21 protein-coding genes are annotated in these 19,945 nt (G+C 73.1%); 12 read left to right on the top strand and 9 right to left on the bottom strand.

Annotation, left to right across the window (positions count from 1 at the left end; translation table 11 throughout):
- Positions 1-74: 74 nt before the first annotated feature.
- The 3 genes from fabG to FH610_RS42720 all read left to right on the top strand — a co-directional run bounded on the left by fabG (position 75) and on the right by FH610_RS42720 (position 2,761).
- The gene (gene fabG, locus FH610_RS04955) at positions 75-779 is read left to right on the top strand and encodes a 3-oxoacyl-[acyl-carrier-protein] reductase (protein ID WP_139573054.1); all 705 of its coding nucleotides are present in this window, start codon (positions 75-77) and stop codon (positions 777-779) included.
- Between the two features lie 29 nt (positions 780-808).
- Positions 809-1,573, top strand: coding sequence for an enoyl-ACP reductase FabI (fabI, locus tag FH610_RS04950; protein WP_139573053.1), 765 nt, complete (start codon positions 809-811; stop codon positions 1,571-1,573).
- 240 nt (positions 1,574-1,813) lie between these two features.
- Complete coding sequence (locus tag FH610_RS42720) at positions 1,814-2,761, top strand: helix-turn-helix domain-containing protein (RefSeq protein WP_161627916.1); 948 nt, start codon at positions 1,814-1,816, stop codon at positions 2,759-2,761.
- 163 nt (positions 2,762-2,924) lie between these two features.
- Here the strand turns inward: FH610_RS42720 and FH610_RS04940 are convergent, their stop codons facing one another.
- The 3 genes from FH610_RS04940 to FH610_RS04925 all read right to left on the bottom strand — a co-directional run bounded on the left by FH610_RS04940 (position 2,925) and on the right by FH610_RS04925 (position 5,824).
- On the bottom strand, positions 2,925-3,569 hold the full coding sequence (locus tag FH610_RS04940; protein WP_161627915.1) for a DUF2690 domain-containing protein: 645 nt from the start codon (positions 3,567-3,569) through the stop codon (positions 2,925-2,927).
- Positions 3,570-3,723: 154 nt separating this feature from the next.
- The gene (locus tag FH610_RS04930; protein WP_139573050.1) at positions 3,724-4,734 is read right to left on the bottom strand and encodes a hypothetical protein; all 1,011 of its coding nucleotides are present in this window, start codon (positions 4,732-4,734) and stop codon (positions 3,724-3,726) included.
- A gap of 151 nt (positions 4,735-4,885) precedes the next feature.
- Complete coding sequence (locus FH610_RS04925) at positions 4,886-5,824, bottom strand: aldo/keto reductase (protein ID WP_139573049.1); 939 nt, start codon at positions 5,822-5,824, stop codon at positions 4,886-4,888.
- 35 nt (positions 5,825-5,859) lie between these two features.
- Here FH610_RS04925 and FH610_RS04920 point away from each other — a divergent pair, with 35 nt between their 5' ends.
- The 6 genes from FH610_RS04920 to mshC all read left to right on the top strand — a co-directional run bounded on the left by FH610_RS04920 (position 5,860) and on the right by mshC (position 10,853).
- Positions 5,860-6,678, top strand: coding sequence for an undecaprenyl-diphosphate phosphatase (locus FH610_RS04920; protein ID WP_139573048.1), 819 nt, complete (start codon positions 5,860-5,862; stop codon positions 6,676-6,678).
- Positions 6,675-7,376: a histidine phosphatase family protein gene (locus tag FH610_RS04915; protein WP_139573047.1), complete on the top strand. Its 702-nt coding sequence runs from the start codon at positions 6,675-6,677 to the stop codon at positions 7,374-7,376. The genes FH610_RS04920 and FH610_RS04915 overlap by 4 nt, the downstream gene beginning before the upstream one ends.
- Before the next feature lie 10 nt (positions 7,377-7,386).
- Entirely contained in the window at positions 7,387-7,953 is a 567-nt protein-coding gene (locus FH610_RS04910; protein ID WP_139573046.1) for a DUF3090 domain-containing protein, read from the top strand.
- Between the two features lie 57 nt (positions 7,954-8,010).
- Positions 8,011-8,772, top strand: a complete 762-nt coding sequence (locus tag FH610_RS04905; RefSeq protein WP_139573045.1) for an SCO1664 family protein — start codon at positions 8,011-8,013, stop codon at positions 8,770-8,772.
- A gap of 94 nt (positions 8,773-8,866) precedes the next feature.
- Entirely contained in the window at positions 8,867-9,631 is a 765-nt protein-coding gene (locus FH610_RS04900) for an NRDE family protein (RefSeq protein WP_240808769.1), read from the top strand.
- 10 nt (positions 9,632-9,641) lie between these two features.
- A complete protein-coding gene (gene mshC, locus FH610_RS04895) occupies positions 9,642-10,853 on the top strand; it encodes a cysteine--1-D-myo-inosityl 2-amino-2-deoxy-alpha-D-glucopyranoside ligase (protein ID WP_139573043.1) in 1,212 nt (403 codons plus the stop codon).
- Between the two features lie 103 nt (positions 10,854-10,956).
- Here mshC and FH610_RS04890 read toward each other — a convergent pair whose 3' ends face one another.
- The 3 genes from FH610_RS04890 to FH610_RS04885 form a co-directional block, all read right to left on the bottom strand.
- Positions 10,957-11,562: a snapalysin family zinc-dependent metalloprotease gene (locus FH610_RS04890; protein ID WP_240808768.1), complete on the bottom strand. Its 606-nt coding sequence runs from the start codon at positions 11,560-11,562 to the stop codon at positions 10,957-10,959.
- A gap of 193 nt (positions 11,563-11,755) precedes the next feature.
- Positions 11,756-11,896, bottom strand: a complete 141-nt coding sequence (locus tag FH610_RS43220) for a hypothetical protein (protein WP_167538677.1) — start codon at positions 11,894-11,896, stop codon at positions 11,756-11,758.
- Positions 11,897-11,912: 16 nt separating this feature from the next.
- Positions 11,913-12,545, bottom strand: a complete 633-nt coding sequence (locus tag FH610_RS04885) for a class E sortase (protein WP_139573042.1) — start codon at positions 12,543-12,545, stop codon at positions 11,913-11,915.
- 393 nt (positions 12,546-12,938) lie between these two features.
- On the opposite strand from FH610_RS04885, the gene FH610_RS04880 reads away from it, so the two are divergent.
- From FH610_RS04880 to FH610_RS04870, 3 genes are all read left to right on the top strand, one after another.
- Positions 12,939-13,808, top strand: a complete 870-nt coding sequence (locus tag FH610_RS04880) for a hypothetical protein (protein WP_139573041.1) — start codon at positions 12,939-12,941, stop codon at positions 13,806-13,808.
- 19 nt (positions 13,809-13,827) lie between these two features.
- Positions 13,828-15,600: a DUF4012 domain-containing protein gene (locus tag FH610_RS04875; protein WP_139573040.1), complete on the top strand. Its 1,773-nt coding sequence runs from the start codon at positions 13,828-13,830 to the stop codon at positions 15,598-15,600.
- A gap of 125 nt (positions 15,601-15,725) precedes the next feature.
- Positions 15,726-16,409 (top strand): arsenate reductase/protein-tyrosine-phosphatase family protein, encoded by a 684-nt coding sequence (locus FH610_RS04870; protein WP_139573039.1) that lies wholly within the window; start codon positions 15,726-15,728, stop codon positions 16,407-16,409.
- Between the two features lie 72 nt (positions 16,410-16,481).
- Here the strand turns inward: FH610_RS04870 and FH610_RS04865 are convergent, their stop codons facing one another.
- From FH610_RS04865 to FH610_RS04855, 3 genes are read right to left on the bottom strand one after another with little or no spacing between them, the layout of a single operon-like run.
- Complete coding sequence (locus FH610_RS04865) at positions 16,482-17,882, bottom strand: tyrosine-protein kinase domain-containing protein (protein WP_139573038.1); 1,401 nt, start codon at positions 17,880-17,882, stop codon at positions 16,482-16,484.
- A gap of 5 nt (positions 17,883-17,887) precedes the next feature.
- Positions 17,888-18,916: a glycosyltransferase family 4 protein gene (locus tag FH610_RS04860; protein ID WP_139573037.1), complete on the bottom strand. Its 1,029-nt coding sequence runs from the start codon at positions 18,914-18,916 to the stop codon at positions 17,888-17,890.
- Complete coding sequence (locus FH610_RS04855) at positions 18,913-19,911, bottom strand: NAD-dependent epimerase/dehydratase family protein (protein WP_139573036.1); 999 nt, start codon at positions 19,909-19,911, stop codon at positions 18,913-18,915. The genes FH610_RS04860 and FH610_RS04855 overlap by 4 nt, the downstream gene beginning before the upstream one ends.
- Between the last annotated feature and the right edge of the window lie 34 nt (positions 19,912-19,945).

Raw genomic sequence — 19,945 nt, 5'->3', positions numbered from 1 at the left:
CACGATCCTAACCCTGTGATCTTGTGCCCTGCGGACAAGTGGACTACCCCCAAGTAGCCGATACGGTCGGTCGCATGGTTCGCTCTGTACTCGTCACCGGCGGAAATCGCGGCATCGGCCTCGCGATCGCCCGCGAGCTCGCCGCCGCGGGAGACGCCGTCGCCGTCACCTACCGTTCCGGCGAGCCCCCGGAGGGGCTGTTCGGGGTTCGCTGCGACGTGACGAGCTCCGCCGACGTCGACGCCGCCTTTGAGAAGGCCGAGGCCGAGCACGGCCCGGTCGAGGTGGTCGTCGCCAACGCGGGGATCACCAAGGACACGCTGCTGCCGATGATGAAGGAGGAGACCTTCACCGACGTCATCGACACGAACCTGACCGGCGCCTATCGCGTCGCCAAGCGGGCCGTGCGGCCCATGCTGCGCCTGCGGCGCGGGCGCATCATCCTGATCTCCTCCGTCGTCGGCCTGTCCGGCTCCGCCGGCCAGACCAACTACGCCGCCTCCAAGGCCGGCCTGGTCGGCTTCGGCCGGTCGCTGGCCCGCGAGCTCGGCTCGCGCGGCATCACGGTCAACGTGGTCGCGCCCGGGTTCGTGGAGACCGACATGACCGCGGTGCTCGACGAGACGCAGCAGGAGCAGATCCGCAAGAGCATCCCGCTCGGGCGGCAGGCGCAGGCCGAGGAGATCGCCCGGGTCGTGAGGTTCCTGGCGAGCGACGACGCCTCCTACATCACCGGGGCGGTCATCCCCGTCGACGGCGGCCTCGGCATGGGCCACTGAGCCGGACACCCGACTGACTGGAGCTGGACATGGGTTTGCTGGACGGGAAGCGACTGCTGGTCACCGGCGTCCTCACCGACGCGTCGATCGCCTTCAACGTGGCCAAGCTGGCGCAGGAGGAGGGCGCCCAGGTCGTGCTGACCGGTTTCGGCCGCCTGAGCCTGGTCGAGCGCATCGCCAAGCGGCTGCCCGAGCCGCCTCCGGTGATCGAGCTGGACGTCCAGAACAACGATCACCTCGACGCGCTCGCCGACCGCGTCGGCGCGCACCTCGACGGGCTGGACGGGGTGGTCCACTCCATCGGATTCGCGCCGCAGTCCTGCCTGGGCGGCAACTTCCTCAACACCTCGTGGGAGGACGTCGCCACGGCGGTCCACGTGTCGACGTTCTCGTTCAAGTCGCTCGCCGTCGCCTGCCTGCCGCTTATGAAGGACGGCGGCGCGGTCGTCGGCCTCGACTTCGACGCCACCAAGGCGTGGCCCGTGTACGACTGGATGGGCGTGGCCAAGGCCGGGCTGGAGTCGTGCTCGCGCTACCTCGCCCGGGACCTGGGCAAGCACGGCATCCGGGTCAACCTCGTCGCCGCCGGCCCGCTGCGCACGATGGCGGCCAAGAGCATCCCCGGGTTCAAGGAGTTCGAGGACTCCTGGCCGGAGCGCGCGCCGCTCGGCTGGGACCTGGCGGACACCGCCCCCGCCGCCAAGGCGTGCGTCGCGCTGCTGTCCGACTGGTTCCCCGCCACCACCGGTGAGATCGTCCACGTCGACGGCGGCGTGCACGCGATGGGCGCCTGACGGCACCCCGTTCGCGACATCCCGCCTCTCGCGTCGGGCGGGCGCACGGGCCGCGGCGGCTTGCGAATCTTGCCGCGGCCCGTCCCTGCGCTTAGCATCTGGGCGTGTCTGACGCCCGCCCGTTCTCCGGAGCGGGCATGGACCGTCAGACGCGAGCGTGGTGCCCGGGCCGCCCCGTCCCCGTACGCCCCCGGACGGCGGCGCCCGTGGCGACGTGGCCGCCGAACTCGTGTGGGGACCATGGGACGACCAGAGCGCGACCTCAGCCCCGAGGATGGGCCCGTACAGGCGTTCGCCGTCGCGTTGCGGCGGCTGCGCGAGGAGGCCGGGTCGCCCACCTACCGGGCCCTCTCGGAGAGGGCGCACTACTCGGCAACGGTGCTGTCACGGGCCGCGGGCGGCCGTGTCTTCCCGAGCCTGGAGGTCACCCTCGCCTTCGTACAGGCCTGCGGGGGCGACGAGGACGCGTGGGCGCGGCGCTGGCATCGGGTCAGCGAGGAGATCTCGGGGCGGACGGCGGAACCGCCGGAACCGGCCCCGGCCGGTGAAGGGCCTTCGTCCCCGGCTCGCGGCGCCGCCGAGGTGGTCTCACCGGCCGAACACGGCGGAGTTCGCGGTGGCGGGCGGGGCAGCGCGCACGACGGCGGCCTCGCGGCCTGGGTGCGGCGGCGCGGGCGCCTGCTCGTGTTCGCCGCAGTCGTCGTGCTCGCCGGCGGGGTGGCGTTGGCCGCCGCCATGCGCGGCGTGGGGCTCGCGCCCGGCTGGACCTCGCGTAACCAGCACGTCACCGACAGGGCGGGGGATGGGAGCCGGGCCGAGGACATGGACGGCGACGACCCCCGGGCCCGCGGGTGCGCAGACGACCTCGAGGCGGTCGACATACTCGACGCCGTCCCGCTGAACCTGCCCGACGGCACCCGCTTCGGGACGCTGCGGTTGCGGCGCAATCCCGACTGCGACACGGCCTGGGCCTCGGCGTACTTCGACAATCCGCATCTCTACACGGTGTGGCTCGCCGCGCATCGTCCGGCGGACAGCGCCCAGGTGCGCTCCCAATGGTCGAACAACACGCCGCCTGGCGCCTACGGGGACATGCTCTCCCTCGCGCGCGGATGCGTCTGGGTGGAGGGCTGGGTGGTCACCGGGCAAGGGGAAGGCCCCCACGCGAGAACCCGCTGCGCCCGCTGACCCCGCACACCCGCGCGCGCCCCCTCGCCTCGCGCGCTCCGCCCTCGGCTCCTCGCGGGCGTGCGATGAGGCCGGACGGCCGTGGGGCCGGCCCCCGTTCCCGCGCCCGGCTCCCCCGCACGAGGCGGCGTACGGGCGGCGGATCGACGGTTCCGCGGCGGGCTCAGCCCCGGGCCCAGGCGGAGGCGATGTCCGGCGAGGTGCCGCAGCACAGCGCGTACGCCGTCGCCTCCACGTCCTTCGCGTAGAGCTGGTCGGAGTACGCGGTGCCACCGCGGGTCGCGTAGGTCTCGGTGCAGTCGCCGGAGCCCTCGCCCCGGCACACGAGAACGCGCACAGGCGCAGTGCGCCCCTCGTCGAGCGTGACCCGCGACCAGTTGGTCCCGCACCGGGGGGAGTACCGCAACTCGACGGTGGCGCCGGCGGGCCGCGTGGCCCGTCCGCGGCCGTCGTGATACCAGAGCGGCGAACTCGCCACGGTGTACGCCCCGTCGGCGCAGCGGCTCCGGATCGGGTCGGTCCCGTCACACGTCTGCGCGCTCTTCCGGCCCCGGTCGCACAGCGAGTCGGAGGCGCGGGGCGGGAGCTTGGCGGTCCCGCCCCGCGGGATGTCGTCGGGCCGCACCGTGCCGGTCCGGCCCGACGCCGACCTGGACGCCGATCCGGACACCGACCCCGATCCGGGCGCCGACCCCGACCCCAACCCCGGCCCGTCTCCCGATCCGGCGACCGCGCCGGTCGCCGTCGTCGTCAGCACGACGGCCGCCGCCGGGACGGCCAGCGCCTTGAGGACGATGCTCCATCTCATCTCGAGCTGCTCCTTCCGTGGCCCCGGGCACCTCGCGGTGCCTCCACGGCATGGATAACCCGGTCTGCGGTTGATGCGCGATCACCCGGCACGGGTTCGTATCAACCCATCAACCGGCAAGAAGTAGCTCAGGCCCGGCCCACGCGTGTCGCCCTCAGGCGAGCCGGTGGCGGCCCGCCTTCCCCGGCAGCCGCAGGCCGCCCTCGAACGGGATCGACTCGTCCGGCTCCTGCTGCCCGGCGCGTGCCCGCCGGGCCGAGACCACGCGGGTGGCGAGCAGCGCCGAAAGCAGCAGAGCCGCGGTGAGGGCCGTCCCCGCCGCGTCGTAGGACCGGTGGCCCCGAGCGCGCGCCCCCGCCGAATCGCCGCGTAGTCCGGGCAGTTCGGGCATCCTCTGCCCGGGCCACAGGAGGGGGATCACGCCGTCCTCGTCGGGGTCCACCTTCGCCGCGCGGCCCGTCTCCGGCACGTCGTCGAGCGCCGCGACGAGACGCGGCCGGTACGGCTCGGGCGAAAGGGTGCCCTCGGGTGTCATGGGCGCCTTGGGCCGTGTCGCCTTGTTGTCGGCCGGCCGCGTCTTTCCGGCGCTCCGCGCGCCCTCGCCGCTCTCGCGGTGCTCATGGGACGCGCAGTCCTCGCCGGCGACCAGGGGCAGGCAGGTGTCCTGGACGGCGCGGGTCAGCCCGTCGGTGAGCTTCTGGACGCCGGGGGCGGGGCTGTGGGCGGCTCCGGATCCGTCGCCCGTCAGAGCTCCGGTCGCTCCGCTCACCGCTCCGCTCGCGTCGTCCGCCGCTCCGCTCGCCGCACCGGCCGCGGTGCCGGCCGCCCCGGTGAGCGTCTGTCCGGCCGTGTCGACCGCCTTGCCGACGTCGTTCACCGCGGTGCCCGTGGCTTCGGTGGTCGTCTTCAGCGTGTCGTCCACGGCCTTCGTGACCGGTGCCGTCACCCCGCCGGTGGCCTTGTCCGCGACGTCGGTGACGCCGTCCGCAAGGCGGCTCACGCCGTCCACCAGGGAGCAGACGCCGCCGGTGATGCCCGAGACCAGGCCGCCGCCGCCCGTGCAGTCGAGCGCCTGTGCCGGGGATGCGGCGAGAGGGAGTCCTCCGGCCAGGGTGATCGCGAGAGCCCCGGCGGAGATCGCGGAGGCCTTGCCTACGATCCCCATGTGTCCCCTTCCGCAGTGCTCTGGTCCATCCCCCGACATACCCGCCACTCTTCGCCGGAGCGCGGGGTTATGCAGTAGAAAGTTGCAGTTCGGTATCGATGTGTGATACGTGAGGACGATTCTCGTTCGCCTCCCACATCCGGGGCGGCGATCAGGGGTCGGAGACGTCGTCCAGAGCCTCGCGGATCTCCCACGGCAGTGTCAGCTTCTCGGCCTGCAACACGCCGAGGAGCTGCGCGTGGGTGCGCGCGCCGACGATCGCGGACGACACGCCCGGGCGGTCGCGCACCCAGGCGAGCGCCACGGCGAGCGGCGACACGCCGAGCCCCTCGGCCGCCGTGGTCACCGACTCCACGATGCTGCGGCACCGTTCGTCCAGGTATGGGCGGACGAACTCGGCGAAGTGCGGGGTGGCGGCGCGGGAGTCCGCGGGAATGCCGGTGCGGTATTTGCCGGTCAGCACGCCGCGTCCCAGCGGCGACCAGGCGAGGACACCGGCGCCCACGTGCCCGGCGGCCGGCAGCAGTTCCTCCTCGGCGTCCCTGGCCAGCAGGGAGTACTCCACCTGCGCCGCGACGATCGGGGCCCGCGAGTCGCCGCACCGCTGCCACGTGGCGGCGGCGGCGAGCTGCCAACCCGTGTAGTTGCACACGCCCGCGTAGGCCGTACGCCCGGTGGAGACGGCGAAGTCGACGGCGGCGAGCGTCTCCTCCAGCGGCACCCGGGGGTCGAACGCGTGGAGCTGCCACAGGTCGACCTCCTCCAGCCCGAGCCGGGCCAGGGAGGCGTCGAGCGCGCGGATGAGGTGACGGCGGGAGGCGTCGTGCTCGCCTCCCGGGGTGAGCACGGCCTTTGTGGCGATGACCAGCTCCGAGCGCGGAACCACGTCGCGGATGAGCCGGCCGATCAGGCGCTCGGCGTCGCCGCCGCCGTACACGTCGGCGGTGTCGATCAGCGTGCCGCCGGCCTCGGCGAAGGCGGTGAGCTGCGCCGTCGCCTCCTCGGCGGAGGTGTCGCGGGCCCAGGTCATCGTGCCGAGCCCGATCCTGGACACCGACAGACCGCTGCGCCCGACTAGTCGCTGGTCCATGGTGCGGACAGACTAGCCGATAGGCTGTCCGCACCATGGACGTACTACAGGCGATCGTGCTCGGGCTCGTGCAGGGTCTCACCGAGTTCCTGCCCATCTCCAGCTCGGCCCACCTGCTGATCGTGCCCAAGCTGGCCGGATGGGGCGACCCCGGCGCCGCGTTCACCGCGGTGATCCAGCTCGGCACCATGCTCGCGGTGCTCATCTACTTCTGGCGGGACATCGTCCGGATCACCTGGACCTGGCTGCGCAGCCTGTGGACCCCGGAGCTGCGCGGCGACCTCGACGCGCGCATGGGGTGGTACATCGGCCTGGGCACGATCCCGATCAGCGTCGCCGGCCTGCTGTTCAAGGACGCGATCGAGGGCCCGGCCCGCAACCTGTGGCTGAACGCGGCCATGCTCATCGTCTTCGGCCTGCTGCTGCTCGTGGCCGACCAGATGGGGCGCAAGAAGAAGGAGGTCGCCGACCTCAACATGCGCGACGGCCTCGTCATCGGCGCCTGGCAGATGCTGCCGCTGATCCCCGGCGCCTCCCGCTCGGGCTCCACGATGACCGGCGCGTTGTTCCTCGGATACACGCGCGAGGCGGCCGCCCGCTACTCCTTCCTGCTGTCGATCCCGGCGGTGATCCTCTCGGGGCTGTTCGAGCTGCGGCACGTCGGCGACGGCGGCGGCCCGCCGGTCGCGCCCACCCTGATCGCGACCGTCGTGTCGTTCGTCGTCGGATATGCCTCGATCGCCTGGCTGCTGCGTTACGTGGCGCGCCACTCGACCACCGTCTTCGTCGTCTACCGCGTCTTCGCCGGAACGTTCCTCCTCACGCTGCTGGCCCTCGGGGTGGTGCAGTCATGACGACCGTCCTCCTCGTACGGCACGGCCTCACCGCGATGACCGGCCCCGTGCTGGCCGGCTGGACCCCCGGGGTCCACCTCGACGAGCGCGGCCGGGAGCAGGCCCGCGCGGTGGCGGAGCGGCTCGCGCCCCTGGAACTGGACGCCATCGTGTCCAGCCCGCTGGAGCGGTGCCGGGAGACCGCCGCCGCCATCGCGCAGGGCCGCCCCGTCTCCGTGCAGACCGACGACAGGTTCGGCGAGTGCGGATACGGCGACTGGACGGGCAGGCCGCTGAAGGAGCTCGCCGAGGAGCCGCTGTGGCGGGTGGTGCAGGCCCATCCCAGCGCGGCGGTGTTCCCCGGCGGGGAGGCGCTGGCGGAGGTGCAGAACCGGGCCGTGCGGGCCGTACGCGACTGGAACGAGCGGCTCGGCGAGAAGGCCACCTATCTGGTGTGCAGCCACGGGGACGTGATCAAGGCGATCGTGGCCGACGCGCTGGGCGTGCACCTGGACCAGTTCCAGCGGATCACGGCCGACCCCGCGTCCGTCACGGTGATCCGCTACACCCCCCTGCGTCCCTTCCTGCTCAGGGCGAACGACGTGGGCGGGGGAGTGGCCAACCTGGTGCCCCCGCCGGAGGTGTCGGAGGACCGAGACGGGGGAGAAACCATCACCGGAAGCGATGCCGCCGTCGGCGGTGGACCCGGGACCACATAGGGTCGGGGCTATGCCGGTCTTCGACTACGATCCGCCTGACAGGTTCGTGGCCGGTGCCGTGGGGCAACCGGGCGCGCGAGCCTTCTTCCTGCAGGCCCGAGGCCAGGGCAGGATCACCACGGTGGCGCTCGAGAAGTTCCAGGTCGCCGTGCTCGCCGACCGCCTCGACGAATTGCTCGACGAGGTGCTGCGGCGCAGCGGCGGGCGCGCGCCGGTCCCGGCCATGGCCCCCGCGGAGCTGGCCGACGAGGGACCGCTCGATCTGCCGATCGACGAGGACTTCCGGGTGGGCACGATGGCGCTCGCCTGGGATCCCGAGACCGCCCAGGTGATCATCGAGGCGCAGGAGGCCACCGAGGACGACGAGGAGGACGAGCCGCCGCTGGACGACCGGCCCGAGCCCGCCGTCCTCAGGGTGCGGATCAGCGCCGCCGCCGCCCGCGCGTTCAGCCGCCGGGCGCTGGAGGTGGTCGCCGCGGGCCGTCCGCCGTGCCCGCTGTGCGGCCGGCCTCTCGAGTCCGAGGGCCATATATGCGTCCGCCTCAACGGTCACCACCCCGGAGGGTTGTCGGCATGAGAGGCGCGGCGTGAACGGGTGGAAGAGCGGCCTGGCGCCGCGCGGGCGAGGAACCGGATGACGGCCGAGGGCGAGGCGAGCATCAGCGACGTGGACGGGCCGGGGCTGGACGACGCGGCGGCCATGCGCCTGCTGCGGGAGGGCACCTTAGAAGTGGCCGGACGACTCGTCGAGGCCACGAACATGACGCTCTACTGCTCCATCAGGAACGGCGAGCACGCGGCGGCGTGCGTGTACAAGCCGGTGCGCGGGGAGCGCCCCCTGTGGGACTTCCCCGACGGCACGCTCGCGGCCCGGGAGGTGGCCGCCTACGAGGTTGCGGCCGTCACCGGATGGCGCATCGTGCCGCCGACCGTCTACCGGGACGGCCCCTTCGGCCCGGGGATGGTGCAGCTGTGGATCGACGCCGATCCCGAGACCGACCTGATGGCCCTGATGCGCAGCCGCAACCCCGCCCTGCGCCGCATGGCCGTGTTCGACGCCGTGGTGAACAACGCCGACCGCAAGGGCGGCCACCTGCTGCCGCTGCCCGACGGGCACGTGTACGGGGTCGACCACGGGGTCTGCTTCGCGGTGGAGGACAAGCTGCGCACCGTGCTGTGGCAGTGGCGCGGCAAGACGCTCCCGCGCGAGGCGGTCAACGTGCTGGTGCGGCTGGAGCGCGAGATCGAGAGGGGGCGCCTCGGCCGGCGCCTGCGCGAGCTGCTGACCCAGGCCGAGGTGGAGGCCACGTGGGAGCGGGTCAAGAGGCTGCTGGCCACCGGGGTACACCCGCATCCCTCCGAGGATTGGCCGGCGATCCCGTGGCCCCCGATTTGATCGCCGCAGACAGGCTTGCGCAAAACGTGCGAATTGTGCACTCTGCAGGGGTCTCTACCGATATAGGAGGGAACACGCATTGTGTACGGTCGTCGTGAGCGTCGAGCCGGAGGCCGGCGCGCCGGTGCTCCTGGCGGGAGTGCGTGACGAGTTCGTCACGCGGCCGTGGATGTCGCCGGACCGGCACTGGCCCGCGTACCCCGGCCTGATCGGAGGCCGCGACCTGGAGGCGGGCGGCACCTGGCTGGCCGCCGACCCCGCCGCGCGGCGCGTGGCCGCGCTGCTCAACGGCGACGGCGTCGCGGCCCCGGCGGGCAGGCGCCACTCGCGCGGCGAGCTGCCGCTCCTCGCCGCCGCCGCGGGAGAACTTCCCCCGGTCGACCTGTCCTGGTATGACCCTTTTCATCTCGTCCTCGGCGGGCTCGACGGCGTACGGCTGTGGAGCTGGGACGGCGAGACCCTGGCCGAGGAGAAGCTGCCCCAGGGCGTGCACGTGATCGTGAACTCGGGCTGGGACCGCGGCGAGAGCCGGCCGCGCACCGCCTGGTTCCGGCCCCGCTTCGCCCGGGCGGCGCGGCCCCCGTGGACCACGGGCGGCTCGTCCGAGCGGTTCTGGGGGGAGTGGCTCGATCCCGCGTCGGGCGCCGGGGTGCCCTGGGACGATCCCCGTGCGCTGGTCATGCGGCAGCGGCTGGCGGACGGGCGGGTCTTCGCCAGCCTCTCGATCACGCTGGTCGCCCTCGCGGAGGAGGGGCTGCGCTACGACTTCTGCCCTCAGCCGGACGACCCCGCCACCTGGCACGAGATCGACACCTCGTGGAGCACACCGGCTGAACCGGTCCGCCGGCCGCGCGGATAGGCTTCACACCATGCGATCGTGGTCTGCTCCGAATGTCCCCAGATTGCCTGGTCCGGGCCTTCCGCTCCGTCTGTACGACACCGCTGCCCGTGAGGTGCGGGAGACGGCCCCCTCCGGCGAGGCCCGGCTCTACGTCTGCGGCATCACGCCGTACGACGCCACCCATCTCGGGCACGCCAACACCTACCTCGCCTTCGACCTGGTCAACCGAGTGTGGCGGGACGCCGGCCACGACGTGCACTACACCCAGAACGCCACCGACGTGGACGACCCGCTGCTCGAGCGGGCCGAGGCGACCGGGACCGACTGGCGCTCCCTCGGCGAGCGCGAGATCGAGCTGTTCCGCTCCGACATGGAGGCGCTGCGCATCCTGCCGCCCCGCGAGTACGTCGGGGTCACCGAGACCGTCGGGGAGATCGCCGAACTGATCGCCCGGCTGGCCGAGCGGGGCGCCACGTACGAGATCGACGGGGACGTCTACTTCTCGGTCGCGTCCGCGCCCAAGTTCGGCGCGGTCTCCGGCTACACCGAGGAGACCATGCTGGAGCTGTTCGGCGAGCGCGGGGGCGACCCCGGCAGGGAGGGCAAGCGCCATCCGCTCGACTGGCTGCTGTGGCGGGCGGAACGGCCGGGAGAGCCGTCCTGGGAGTCGCCGTTCGGCCGCGGCAGGCCCGGCTGGCACATCGAGTGCACGGCCATCGCCCTGCGCAACCTGGGCAGCGGCTTCGACGTCGCCGGCGGCGGCTCGGACCTGATCTTCCCCCACCACGAGATGGGCGCGTGCGAGGGCCACGTGGCCACCGGCGAGTGGCCGTTCGCGCGGGCGTACGTCCACGCGGGCATGGTCGGCCTGGACGGCGAGAAGATGTCGAAGTCCAGGGGCAACCTCGTGTTCGTCTCCAGGTTGCGGCAGACCGCCGACCCCGTCGCCATACGGCTGGCCCTGCTGGCGCACCACTATCGCGCGGACTGGGAGTGGACACCGGACCAGCTCGCCGCGGCCGAGGACAGGCTGGCGCGGTGGCGGGCGGCGGTGGCCCGCCCGGCGGGCCCCGCGGGCGCCCCGGTGCTGGCGGCGGTGCGCGAGCGCCTCGCCGACGATCTCGATGCCCCGGGCGCGCTCGCGGCGATCGACGCCTGGGCGGCGGAGGAGGGCGACGACGCCTCCTCTCCGGCGCTGGTGCGCGACGTCGCCGACGCGCTCCTCGGTGTCGCCCTCTGACCGCGCTTCCCTGAACGGCACCCTGTCAACCGAACCCTCGAACGGTGCCCCTCGAAACCGAACCTCTGAACCGCCCCCTCGGACGGCGCTCCCCTGGAGCCCGTTACGGCGCGGGGACCAGGTCGCCGGCGGCGTCCGCGCGGTCGACGAAGAGTCGGCCTGCGCGTTCGCCGGCGGCGAGGGCGGAGCTGGCGAAGTTCGCGTCGACCTCGCCGCGCTCGGCCGCGCTGGGGTTGGCGTTGGTGCAGCTCACCGGGGCGCTGTGACCGGACATCAGGTCGGTGCAGCGGCCGGTGCGCCGGTCGGGCAGGCCGAGGATGTGGCCGATCTCATGAGTGGCGATGCGCAGCGGGTAGTACCCCTGGGCGGTCGCCTCCCTGCCCATCCAGACGGTGCCCCGGCCGAGCCTGGTGACGCTCGTGCGGGGCCAGCCGTTGTCGGCGAGCACCACGAAGTCGGCGGGCGTGCCCGCCACGAGCCGGACGTTGGCGACGCCGGCGTTCCAGACCTGTGCGGCCTGGTCCATCACCGCGCGGAACTCGGCGGCCCGGCTCGCGTCGTATCGCAGCACGCGCACGGCGCTCGCCGCCGATTCGCCGGCCGGCGCGGCCGCCCTGGCCGGCGACACCGTGAACAGCACGGCCAGTCCCAGGAGCAGGGCCGAGACGGTCCGAAGGAACCGTGACAATCGCATCGGGGACATGTGCATTCGGAGTCTCCTCGGTCGGGGGATGACCACCACGAGGCGCACCGGAAGGACCGACGGCACTGGCACGCCGGTGATCGGTGGAGTCCCGGGTGAGGCACCCGCAAACGTACGTCCGGCGGGCCCGGCAGGGGACAGGTCACTTTTCCCCTACTTCCGAGTTATGGGGCACAGGGGACAGCCGCAGACGGCTTCGCTACCCGAGCGGCACCCGCGGCGCCAGCCAGGGGAACACGACGTACCACAGCACGGCCACGGCGACGCCGGTCAGCAGCAGCACGACGGACAGCCGGAGCGCGGTGCCGCCGGGCAGCCGCCGCCAGAGGAACCTGTACACGCCGGATCTCCCTCGGTCAGTCCTGGCGTTCCTCGCGGCGCACGAGCACGCTCTGGACGACCAGGCGCTGCGCCGCGGAGAACTTGGGGTGGCAGGTGGTCATGGTCATGAACGCGGTCGTGGGCCGCTGCCCGGGGTGGCCGGGGACGGGATCGACGACGTCGACCTCGGCAGGGTCCACGACCTCCTTGCGCGTCACCTGGTAGGTGTAGCGGGCGTCCCGCGCGTCCACCACGATGTCGTCGCCGCGCCGCAACTCGTCGATCCGGTTGAACGGCGCGGCGTAGGTGGTGCGGTGGCCGGAGAGCACGAAGTTGCCCACCTGGCCGGGCAGCGCCGTGCCGGGGAAGTGGCCGGGGCCCTTGCGCAGCTCCGCCGAGCCGACGCCCTCGACGACGGCGAACCGGTAATGAGCGCCCAGCCTCGGGATGCGCAGCAGCGCCAGGGCGTCGCCGAGCCGCACCGCACCCACGCCCGAACCCGCGTGCCCGTCGTGCCTGCCGAAGACCTCGCCGAGCCGTCGCTGCAGGACGCGCTGCTCCCGCTCGGTCTCCGCGCCGGTGCCCCACAGCAGGTACGCGTAGAACAGCAGCAGGACCAGCCCCACGGGCAGGCACAGCTCGCCGATGGCCCGCGTGACCGTTCTCACGGCTCCGTCGTCTGCTCCGCGCACGGACCGAGTATGGCCTTCGGCCATCCGCCGGCGGCGGTCCCGCAGGAGGTGTTGGCGAACTCTTTGGCTCGCCGGACACAGGGGCATGGGCGTGGTGCGTGTCCCGCCCCGCAATCGCCCGCGCAGGCCCGTACGGTTGGCTCATATGCCCGATCACCTGGGGCGACGTGACCGCGGTCAACGAAGCGAAAACCTGGACGATCCTTCGGTAAGCACCGTGCGCCGCGATGGGGCGGCTCTTCGCCGGGCGCATATAACAGTCGAGCAGCGAAATATCGCTGGCAATCCGGGCAAATGCTCAAATAATTGAGCGGCCGTTATCGGGAGTCCAAAGTGGCGCGAAAAAATACAGTACCTATTCTTCTGGCGGTGACGGTCGCGGGCGGCCTGACGCTCGGCAGCGCCGGGGTGGCCGCTGCACAGACCTACGCGGCGGCGCCGAAGGTCGCCATGAAGCCGTACCCGCCCAGGCCCTTCGACCCGTACGCCTTGGTGTTCCTGGGCTCGTTCGCGGATGATCCCTTCGATGCCCTGACCGGTCTCGCCAGGGAGGGCGAGCTGCTCGGTGGCGGCCTTCCAGGCGTGGACGGCAGGGGTTCGGGCGGTCGCGGCGCGGGCGGTGGCGGTGCGGACGGCAGGGGCGGTCGCGGCGCGGACGGCGTCGACCAGGTCGTCGAGCCGGTCGTGGCCGGCGTGGTTCCGGCCGAGCAGGTGCAGGTCGCGGAGCCGGAGACGTCGACCAACAACAACTGCCCCAACGGCAACTGCAACAACAACGGGCCGATGTGGTGGGGCAGCCCGGGGTGGAACAACACCGGGCCCGGCGCCTGGACCACCAACGAGACGAAGAACGAGCCGAGCCAGCCCGTCGTCGCGCCGGTCGGCGCGGGCGGCAACGGCGGGGTCGTCCCGGTGCAGAACGCCGTGCAGAGCGCCGACGGGGCGCCGGCCGGCGTCGCCGGGGCCCCCGGCGAGAACCTCTCCGAGGAGGAGCCGGAGGAGGAGCCCGAGGAGGGCATCGAGGAGGAGAGCTCCGACGAGGGGGCGCCCGCCGGCATGGGACCTGAGGAGACCATGGGCGGCGGTGGCCCCGCACCGGCTGCGGCCGCCGAAGGCCCTCAGCTGCCGTTCACGGGCGCGCCGATGGGGATCGCCGCGGCGGGCGCGGGCCTTTTGGCCGTCGCGCTCGGCTGCACCCTGCTCTCCGCACGGCGCCGCCGGTCCACCGACGCCAAGTAGACAGGTGTCGAGCAGACCGGTGCCAAGGAGGAGGAAGCGCAGGCTGGTCGTCGCCGGCCTGCCGTCGCTGGCCCTCGGCCTCGTGCTGGCCGGGGGCTGGTCCGTGCATCTCGGGCTGAGCGTGCGCGACCACCTGGAGGCGACGCGGGACGCTCTGCTCCGGCTGCGTACCGCCCGCCTCGCGTCGCCGGGCGATTCGCTGGGCGTGACACTCGCGGACGCCCGGCGGCACGCGGCGGAGGCGTGGCGGCTCACCAGCGGTCCCGACTGGGCTCTGCTCACACACGTGCCGCTGGTGGGGGACGCGGCGACGACGATCCGCGGCCTGGCATGGGCGGCCGCGGAGTTCACCGACGTGCTGGCCGGGGTCCAGCGGGCGGCCGCGCCGCTCATGCCGGGGGGCGGCGCCCTCGCCGGGGGCGACCAGAGCCGGACGCTGGAGGTTCTCGACGCCCTGGCGCCGGTCCTCGACCGCGCCGGCGTGCGCATCGCGGCGGCGCGGTCGCAACTGGCGCACACTCCGGCCAGGACCGGCCTGGAGGCCGTGAACCGGGCACGCGACACGCTGTTGAGGGAGACCGGAAGGATCGAGGGCTGGGTGGGCGCGGCGGCGAACGTCGCGGCGCTCGCGCCGCCCATGCTCGGCCGCGACGGCCCGCGCCGGTACTTCCTGGCGTTCCAGACCAACGCCGAGGCACGCGGGACGGGCGGCTTGGTCGGCGCGTTCGGCATCCTCACCGCCGACCGAGGCAAGCTCGCGATCGCGCGGCTGTCGGCCAACAACGGTCTCGCGAGTAGTTCGAAGCCCGTGGCCGACTACGGGCCGCGCTTCCTGGCGCGCTACGGGCCGGGCGCGACCACCCTGCTGTCGGTGTCGAACCTGTCGCCGCACTTCCCGTACGCCGCGAGCACCTGGGCGGGCCTGTGGCGGCGGCAGACGGGCCAGTCGGTGGACGGCGCCATCGCCACCGACCCGGTAGGTCTTGCCCGCATGCTGGAGATCGTCGGGCCGGTCCGGCTGCCGGGAGGCGAGACCGTCACCGCCGGCAACGTCGTCGACCTCACCGAGCGGGTGGCGTACGAGCGCTATCCCGATCCGGCGGAGCGCAAGAAGTACCTGATCAGGATCGCCGCCGCCGTGAGCGAGGCGCTGATCGGGTCGGATCCTCAGCCGGCCCGGCTGCTGCCGGTCTTGTCCCGGCTGGCGGCCGAACGCAGGGTCCAGATCTGGAACCGCAGGGAGGACGAGGAGCGGCGGCTCGCGGCGACCCCGCTCGGGGGTGTGCTGCCCGAGCGGCCGGGGCCGTACGCGGCGCTCGTCGTCAACAACTCGGCCGGGACCAAGCTCGACTACTACCTGGGCCGGTCGCTCACCTATGAGCTGGGGCCCTGCCGCCCTGACGGGATGCGCCAGGCGACCGTGCGGATCGGGCTCGCCAACGACGTGCCGCGCGGGCAACTGCCCGGCTACGTCACCGACCGGCTCGACTCTCCGCGACGGCCCCACGTCCCCGGGTCGAACCTGCTGTGGGTGTCGCTGTACGGCGCCGTCGGCGCGGAGGCGACCGGCATGCGGGTGGACGGCCGCCCCTCCGGGTTCTACACCGAGTACGAGCGGTCGCATCCGATCTTCTCGTCGGTGCTGGAGTTCGCCCCCCGGCAGACGAGGACGGTGGAGCTCGACCTGCTCGAGCCCTACTCCGCGGCCGCGCCGGTGGTTCCGGTGCAGCCGCTCGTCCGCCCGCAGGACACCGTGATCCGGCGAAACGACGAGGGCTGCCCCGCGAGGTGACGAGGCGCGGGCCGCATGGGGCGGTCCGCGCCTTCCGCCGCGGAGACCGGTGACGGGCCAGAGACCGTAAAGAGCGGCGTGCCGTGCGCGGTCGCGCTGCCCGCCGCGTCCTAGCGTCCCGCTACATGGAGCGTACGCGTGACTGTGACCGTGTCCCGGACTGTGCTGCCGCTCATGACCCTGCGTGTGAGCACACTCGTGACCCTGCCCATGACTCTCATGACCGTGCCGGCTCCGTTCCCGGGGCCGGCTTCCGCATCCTGTTCGTGTGCACGGGGAACATCTGCAGGTCGGCCATGGCCGAGCGGCTCACCCTGGCCGCGCTCGGGCCGGGCTCGCCGATCCTCGTGGGCAGCGCGGGCACCCACGCCCGGGCGGGGCTCCCGATGGCCGAGCGGGCCTGCGCGGTGCTGCTGCGGCTCGGCGGCGATCCCGACAACTTCGCCTCACGGCCTCTCACGGCCGAGGAGGTGGCCCGCGCCGATCTCGTGCTGGCCGCCTCGTCCGAGCACCGCGCCGGGGCGGTGGCCCTGCATCCCGTCGCGGCCGCGCGCGCGTTCACCATCGTCGAGTTCGGCGCGCTGGCCCGCGCCGTCCCCGCCGGACGAGTGCTGGGCCACGGGGATCCCGTGCGCCGGGCGCGGGCTCTGCTGGAGGAGACCGGAGCGCTGCGCGGGCTGGTCCGGGTGGAGCGGCCCGACATCGCCGACCCCTACGGAGGCCCGCGCAGGGCCTACCGGGAGGCGGCCCGCCGCATCGCGGACGCGCTCGCCGTCCCGATCCGCCTGCTGACGCACGCGCCGGCCTGACGCGGCCGGTCGCCGCACACGAACGCGTGGGGCCGCGTCACCTGACGCGGCCCCACGCACGTGGTTCGTCCGCTACACCGGCATGGGCGCCTGGGGCTGCGGCGTCTCCGACGCGGTCTCCTGGCCCGCCGAGTCGTACCCGTATCCGTACCCGTAGCCGTAGTAGGAGCCCTGCTTGGCGGGCACGAAGTTCAGCACGGTGCCGACGAGGCGGGCGTTGATCGACGACAGCAGCTCACCGGCCCGCAGCACCTGCTCGCGCCGGGTCTTGCCGTGCCGCACGACGAGCAGCGCGCCGTCGCAGATCGCCCCGAGGGCGGCGGCGTCGGTGACGGGCAGCAGCGGCGGCGCGTCGATGATCACCATGTCGTACTCCTCGGTGAGCTGAGCCAGCACCGAGCGCATGCCCCGCGAGCCGAGCAGCTCGCTGGGGTTCGGCGGGATCCGGCCGCTGGGCAGCACGGAAAGGCCCGGCTGCCCCCACGTCTGGATGACGTCGTGCAGCCGCGCCCGCTCGATGAGCACGTCGGTGAGCCCGGTGCCGCCTTCGATGCCGAGGTAGCGGGGGACACTGGGACGCCGCAGGTCGGCGTCGACCAGGACCACCCGCCAGCCCGCCTGGGCCATGGTGATCGCGAGGTTGGCGGACGTGGACGACTTGCCCTCGCCCGGCAGGCAACTGGTCACGACGAGCGACTTGGGCTGCCTGTCCACGCCGATGAACTGGAGGTTCGTCCGCAACGACCGGAACGCCTCCGCCCGCGACGACCGGCCCTGGTCGCGCAGGACCAGCGGATGCCGCTTGGCGTCCCGTTCGTAGCCGATGACCCCGAGGACCGAGCTCTCCGCGACCCGCTGCAGCATCTCCGCCGTCTTGACGGTGGTGTCGAGACGGTCGCGCAGAACGAGGCCGGCGACGGCCGCGAACAGCGCGATGAGGGCGCCGAGCACCATGTCGGTCAGGGGCTGCGGGGCGACCGGCTCCTTGGGGACCTCGGCCTCGTCGACCACCGTGACCCGGATCGTGGGCGGGCTCTTCGGCGTGGGCCGCTCGATCTGGTCGATCAGCCGGGCGAACACGGCGCCCAGCGCGTTCGCGCGGGCGGCCGCCCGCACCGGGACGCTGTCGGCGACCGTGGCCCGCAGCAACGCGGTGTCGGGGATCGCCTCGGCCGTGATCCTGGCCTGCAGGTCGGCGACGTCCTCCCCGCGGGCGACCCGGCCGACCACCTGGCGGCTGGTCAGCAGGGTGGCGTACGACTGCACCCGCTGCTGGGACAGCGCCCCCGCCTGGAGCGCGGTCGAAAGACCGCCATCCCTGGCGTCGGCGGACACCAGCATCGTGATCGACGCGAGGTACCTCGGCGGGGTGTTGACGGTCACGAGGTGGGCGGTTCCCACTCCTGCCAGCACGGACAGCAGCAGGAGCGGCCAGTATCTGCGCATCAGTCGCGCGTAATAGAGCAGTTCCATCGGTGTCAGCCCCTTACAGGGATAGAGGTCCGGGGACGGGTCGGCGGGTAGACCGGCACGCGCTGCGGCAGCACGACGGCGACGCAGGCGGCGGCGACGCCGCCGATCGCCGCGCCGACCGGCGCGATCCAGCCCAGCGTCATCGCCAGGTCGACCAGGCCGGCGGCGGCCGCGAGCACGGCGAGCGCGAGGGCCGTGAGCCGCTTGCCGAGACCGAGCCGGTGCAGTCGATGTGAGAGGTGGTCGCTGCCGCCCTGCAGCAGCGGCCGGCCCGCCCTGCGCCTCGACAGCAGCACGATCCCGGTGTCGACGGTCGCGACGAAGGTCGGCAGGAGCAGGCCCGCGACCGCCGTTCCGGTTCCGGTGCCGGTGATCACCAGTGCCGCCGAGGAGGCCAGTACGAACCCGATGAACAGCGAACCGGCGTCCCCCATGAAGATCCGTGCCGGCGCCCAGTTGTACAACAGGAACCCCAGGGCGGCGGCGGACAGGGCGGCCAGGAGCAGGCCGAGCTCCGGACGCCCGGACACGAAGGCGGCGGCGGCCAGGAGCGCGGTGCTGACCACGGTGACCGCGCCCAGGGCGCCGTCCATGTTGTCGAGCAGGTTGAACGAGTTGGTCACCACGACGATCCACAGCAGGGTGATCGGCACGTCGGGCCAGGATCCGGTCACCGGCGCGACGACCCCGCTCGTCACGGCCACCCCGGCCGCCAGCGCCTGTACGGCCAGCCGGGTCGGCGGGGGCAGGGGCGCGACGTCGTCGATCAGCCCGAGCAGGGCCATGGCCACGGCGCCGACGAGGATGCCGGCGATCCGCTGGCCGGCCGCGCCGGCGAGCGCCACCGGGGGGACGACGGTGCACAGCATGATGGCGATCCCGCCCAGATAGGGCGTCGGCCGCCGGTGCGACTTGTGCCCACCGGGCCTGTCCGTGAGTCCCCAGCGCAGCGCGAGGCGCCGCACCACGGGGGTCGCCGTCGCGCAGCCGGCGAAGGCGCTGATCGCGGTGACCAGGGCGGTGGTGCCGTTCACCGGCCCGGGGCCGCGAGTTCGGCGCGGGCGTCGGCGATGGTCTCCAGCAGGATGTCGTCCAGCGACAGGGCCGGTGTCCACCCGGTGAGCGCGCGCAGCCTGCCGGTGTGGGGAACCCGGCGCGTCATGTCCTCGAAGCCCTTGCCGTACGCCTCGGCGTACGGAACGAGATCGACGCCGGACGTGCTCCCCGTGAGCTCGACGATCAGCTTGGCCAGCTCCAGGATGCTCACCTCGTCGCTGGAGCCGACGTTGAACGTCCCGCCGACCGCGCGGTCGTCGTCGAGCAGCAGGAGAAGGGCCCGCACGACGTCGCGTACGTGCGCGAAGCAACGGGTCTGCGTGCCGTCGCCGTGCACGGTGAGCGGCACGCCCGTCAGCGCCTGCCGGACGAGCCGCGGGATGACCATGCCGTACGCCGGGCTCTGCCGCGGCCCCACCGTGTTGAACAGCCGGACGACGACCGTCGGCAGGCCGCGCTCACCGTGGTAGGCGTTGGCCAGGATCTCCTCCACCGCCTTGGCCGTGCTGTAGGCCCAGCGGACGACGTCCGGGCTGCCCAGGATCCGGTCGGACCACTCGGGGAGCGGGCCGGCCGAGTTCTTCCCGTAGATCTCGCTCGTGCTGGTCACCAGGATCTTCCGCCGGTAGCGGTGCGCCGCCTCGATGACGATCTCCGAGCCGCGGACGTTGGTGGTGAGCGAGCGCAACGGCTGCTCGACGATCAGCTTCACCCCCACGGCGGCGGCAAGGTGGACCACCACGTCGCACTCGTGCACGAGCTCGTCCACCACGAGTTCGTCCAGGACCGAGCCCCGGACCACGCGCAGCCGCGGGTCACCCGCGTGGTGCGCGAGGTTGGCCGGGCGGCCGGTCGACATGTTGTCCAGGACGACGACCGAGTCGCCGCGAGCGAGCAGGGCATCGGTCAGGTGGGATCCGACGAAGCCGCTCCCGCCCGTGATCAGATAGGTGTTCCCGCTTGACGTGGTCAAGGCCTTCTCCCAGCAAGTGGAGGTTGACAGGATC

It is taken from the genome of Microbispora catharanthi (assembly GCF_006334915.2).
In the GTDB taxonomy this organism is placed as follows: domain Bacteria; phylum Actinomycetota; class Actinomycetes; order Streptosporangiales; family Streptosporangiaceae; genus Microbispora; species Microbispora catharanthi.
The sequence above is the reverse complement of the archived record's forward strand: the minus strand, read 5'-3'. Positions and strand labels throughout refer to the sequence as shown.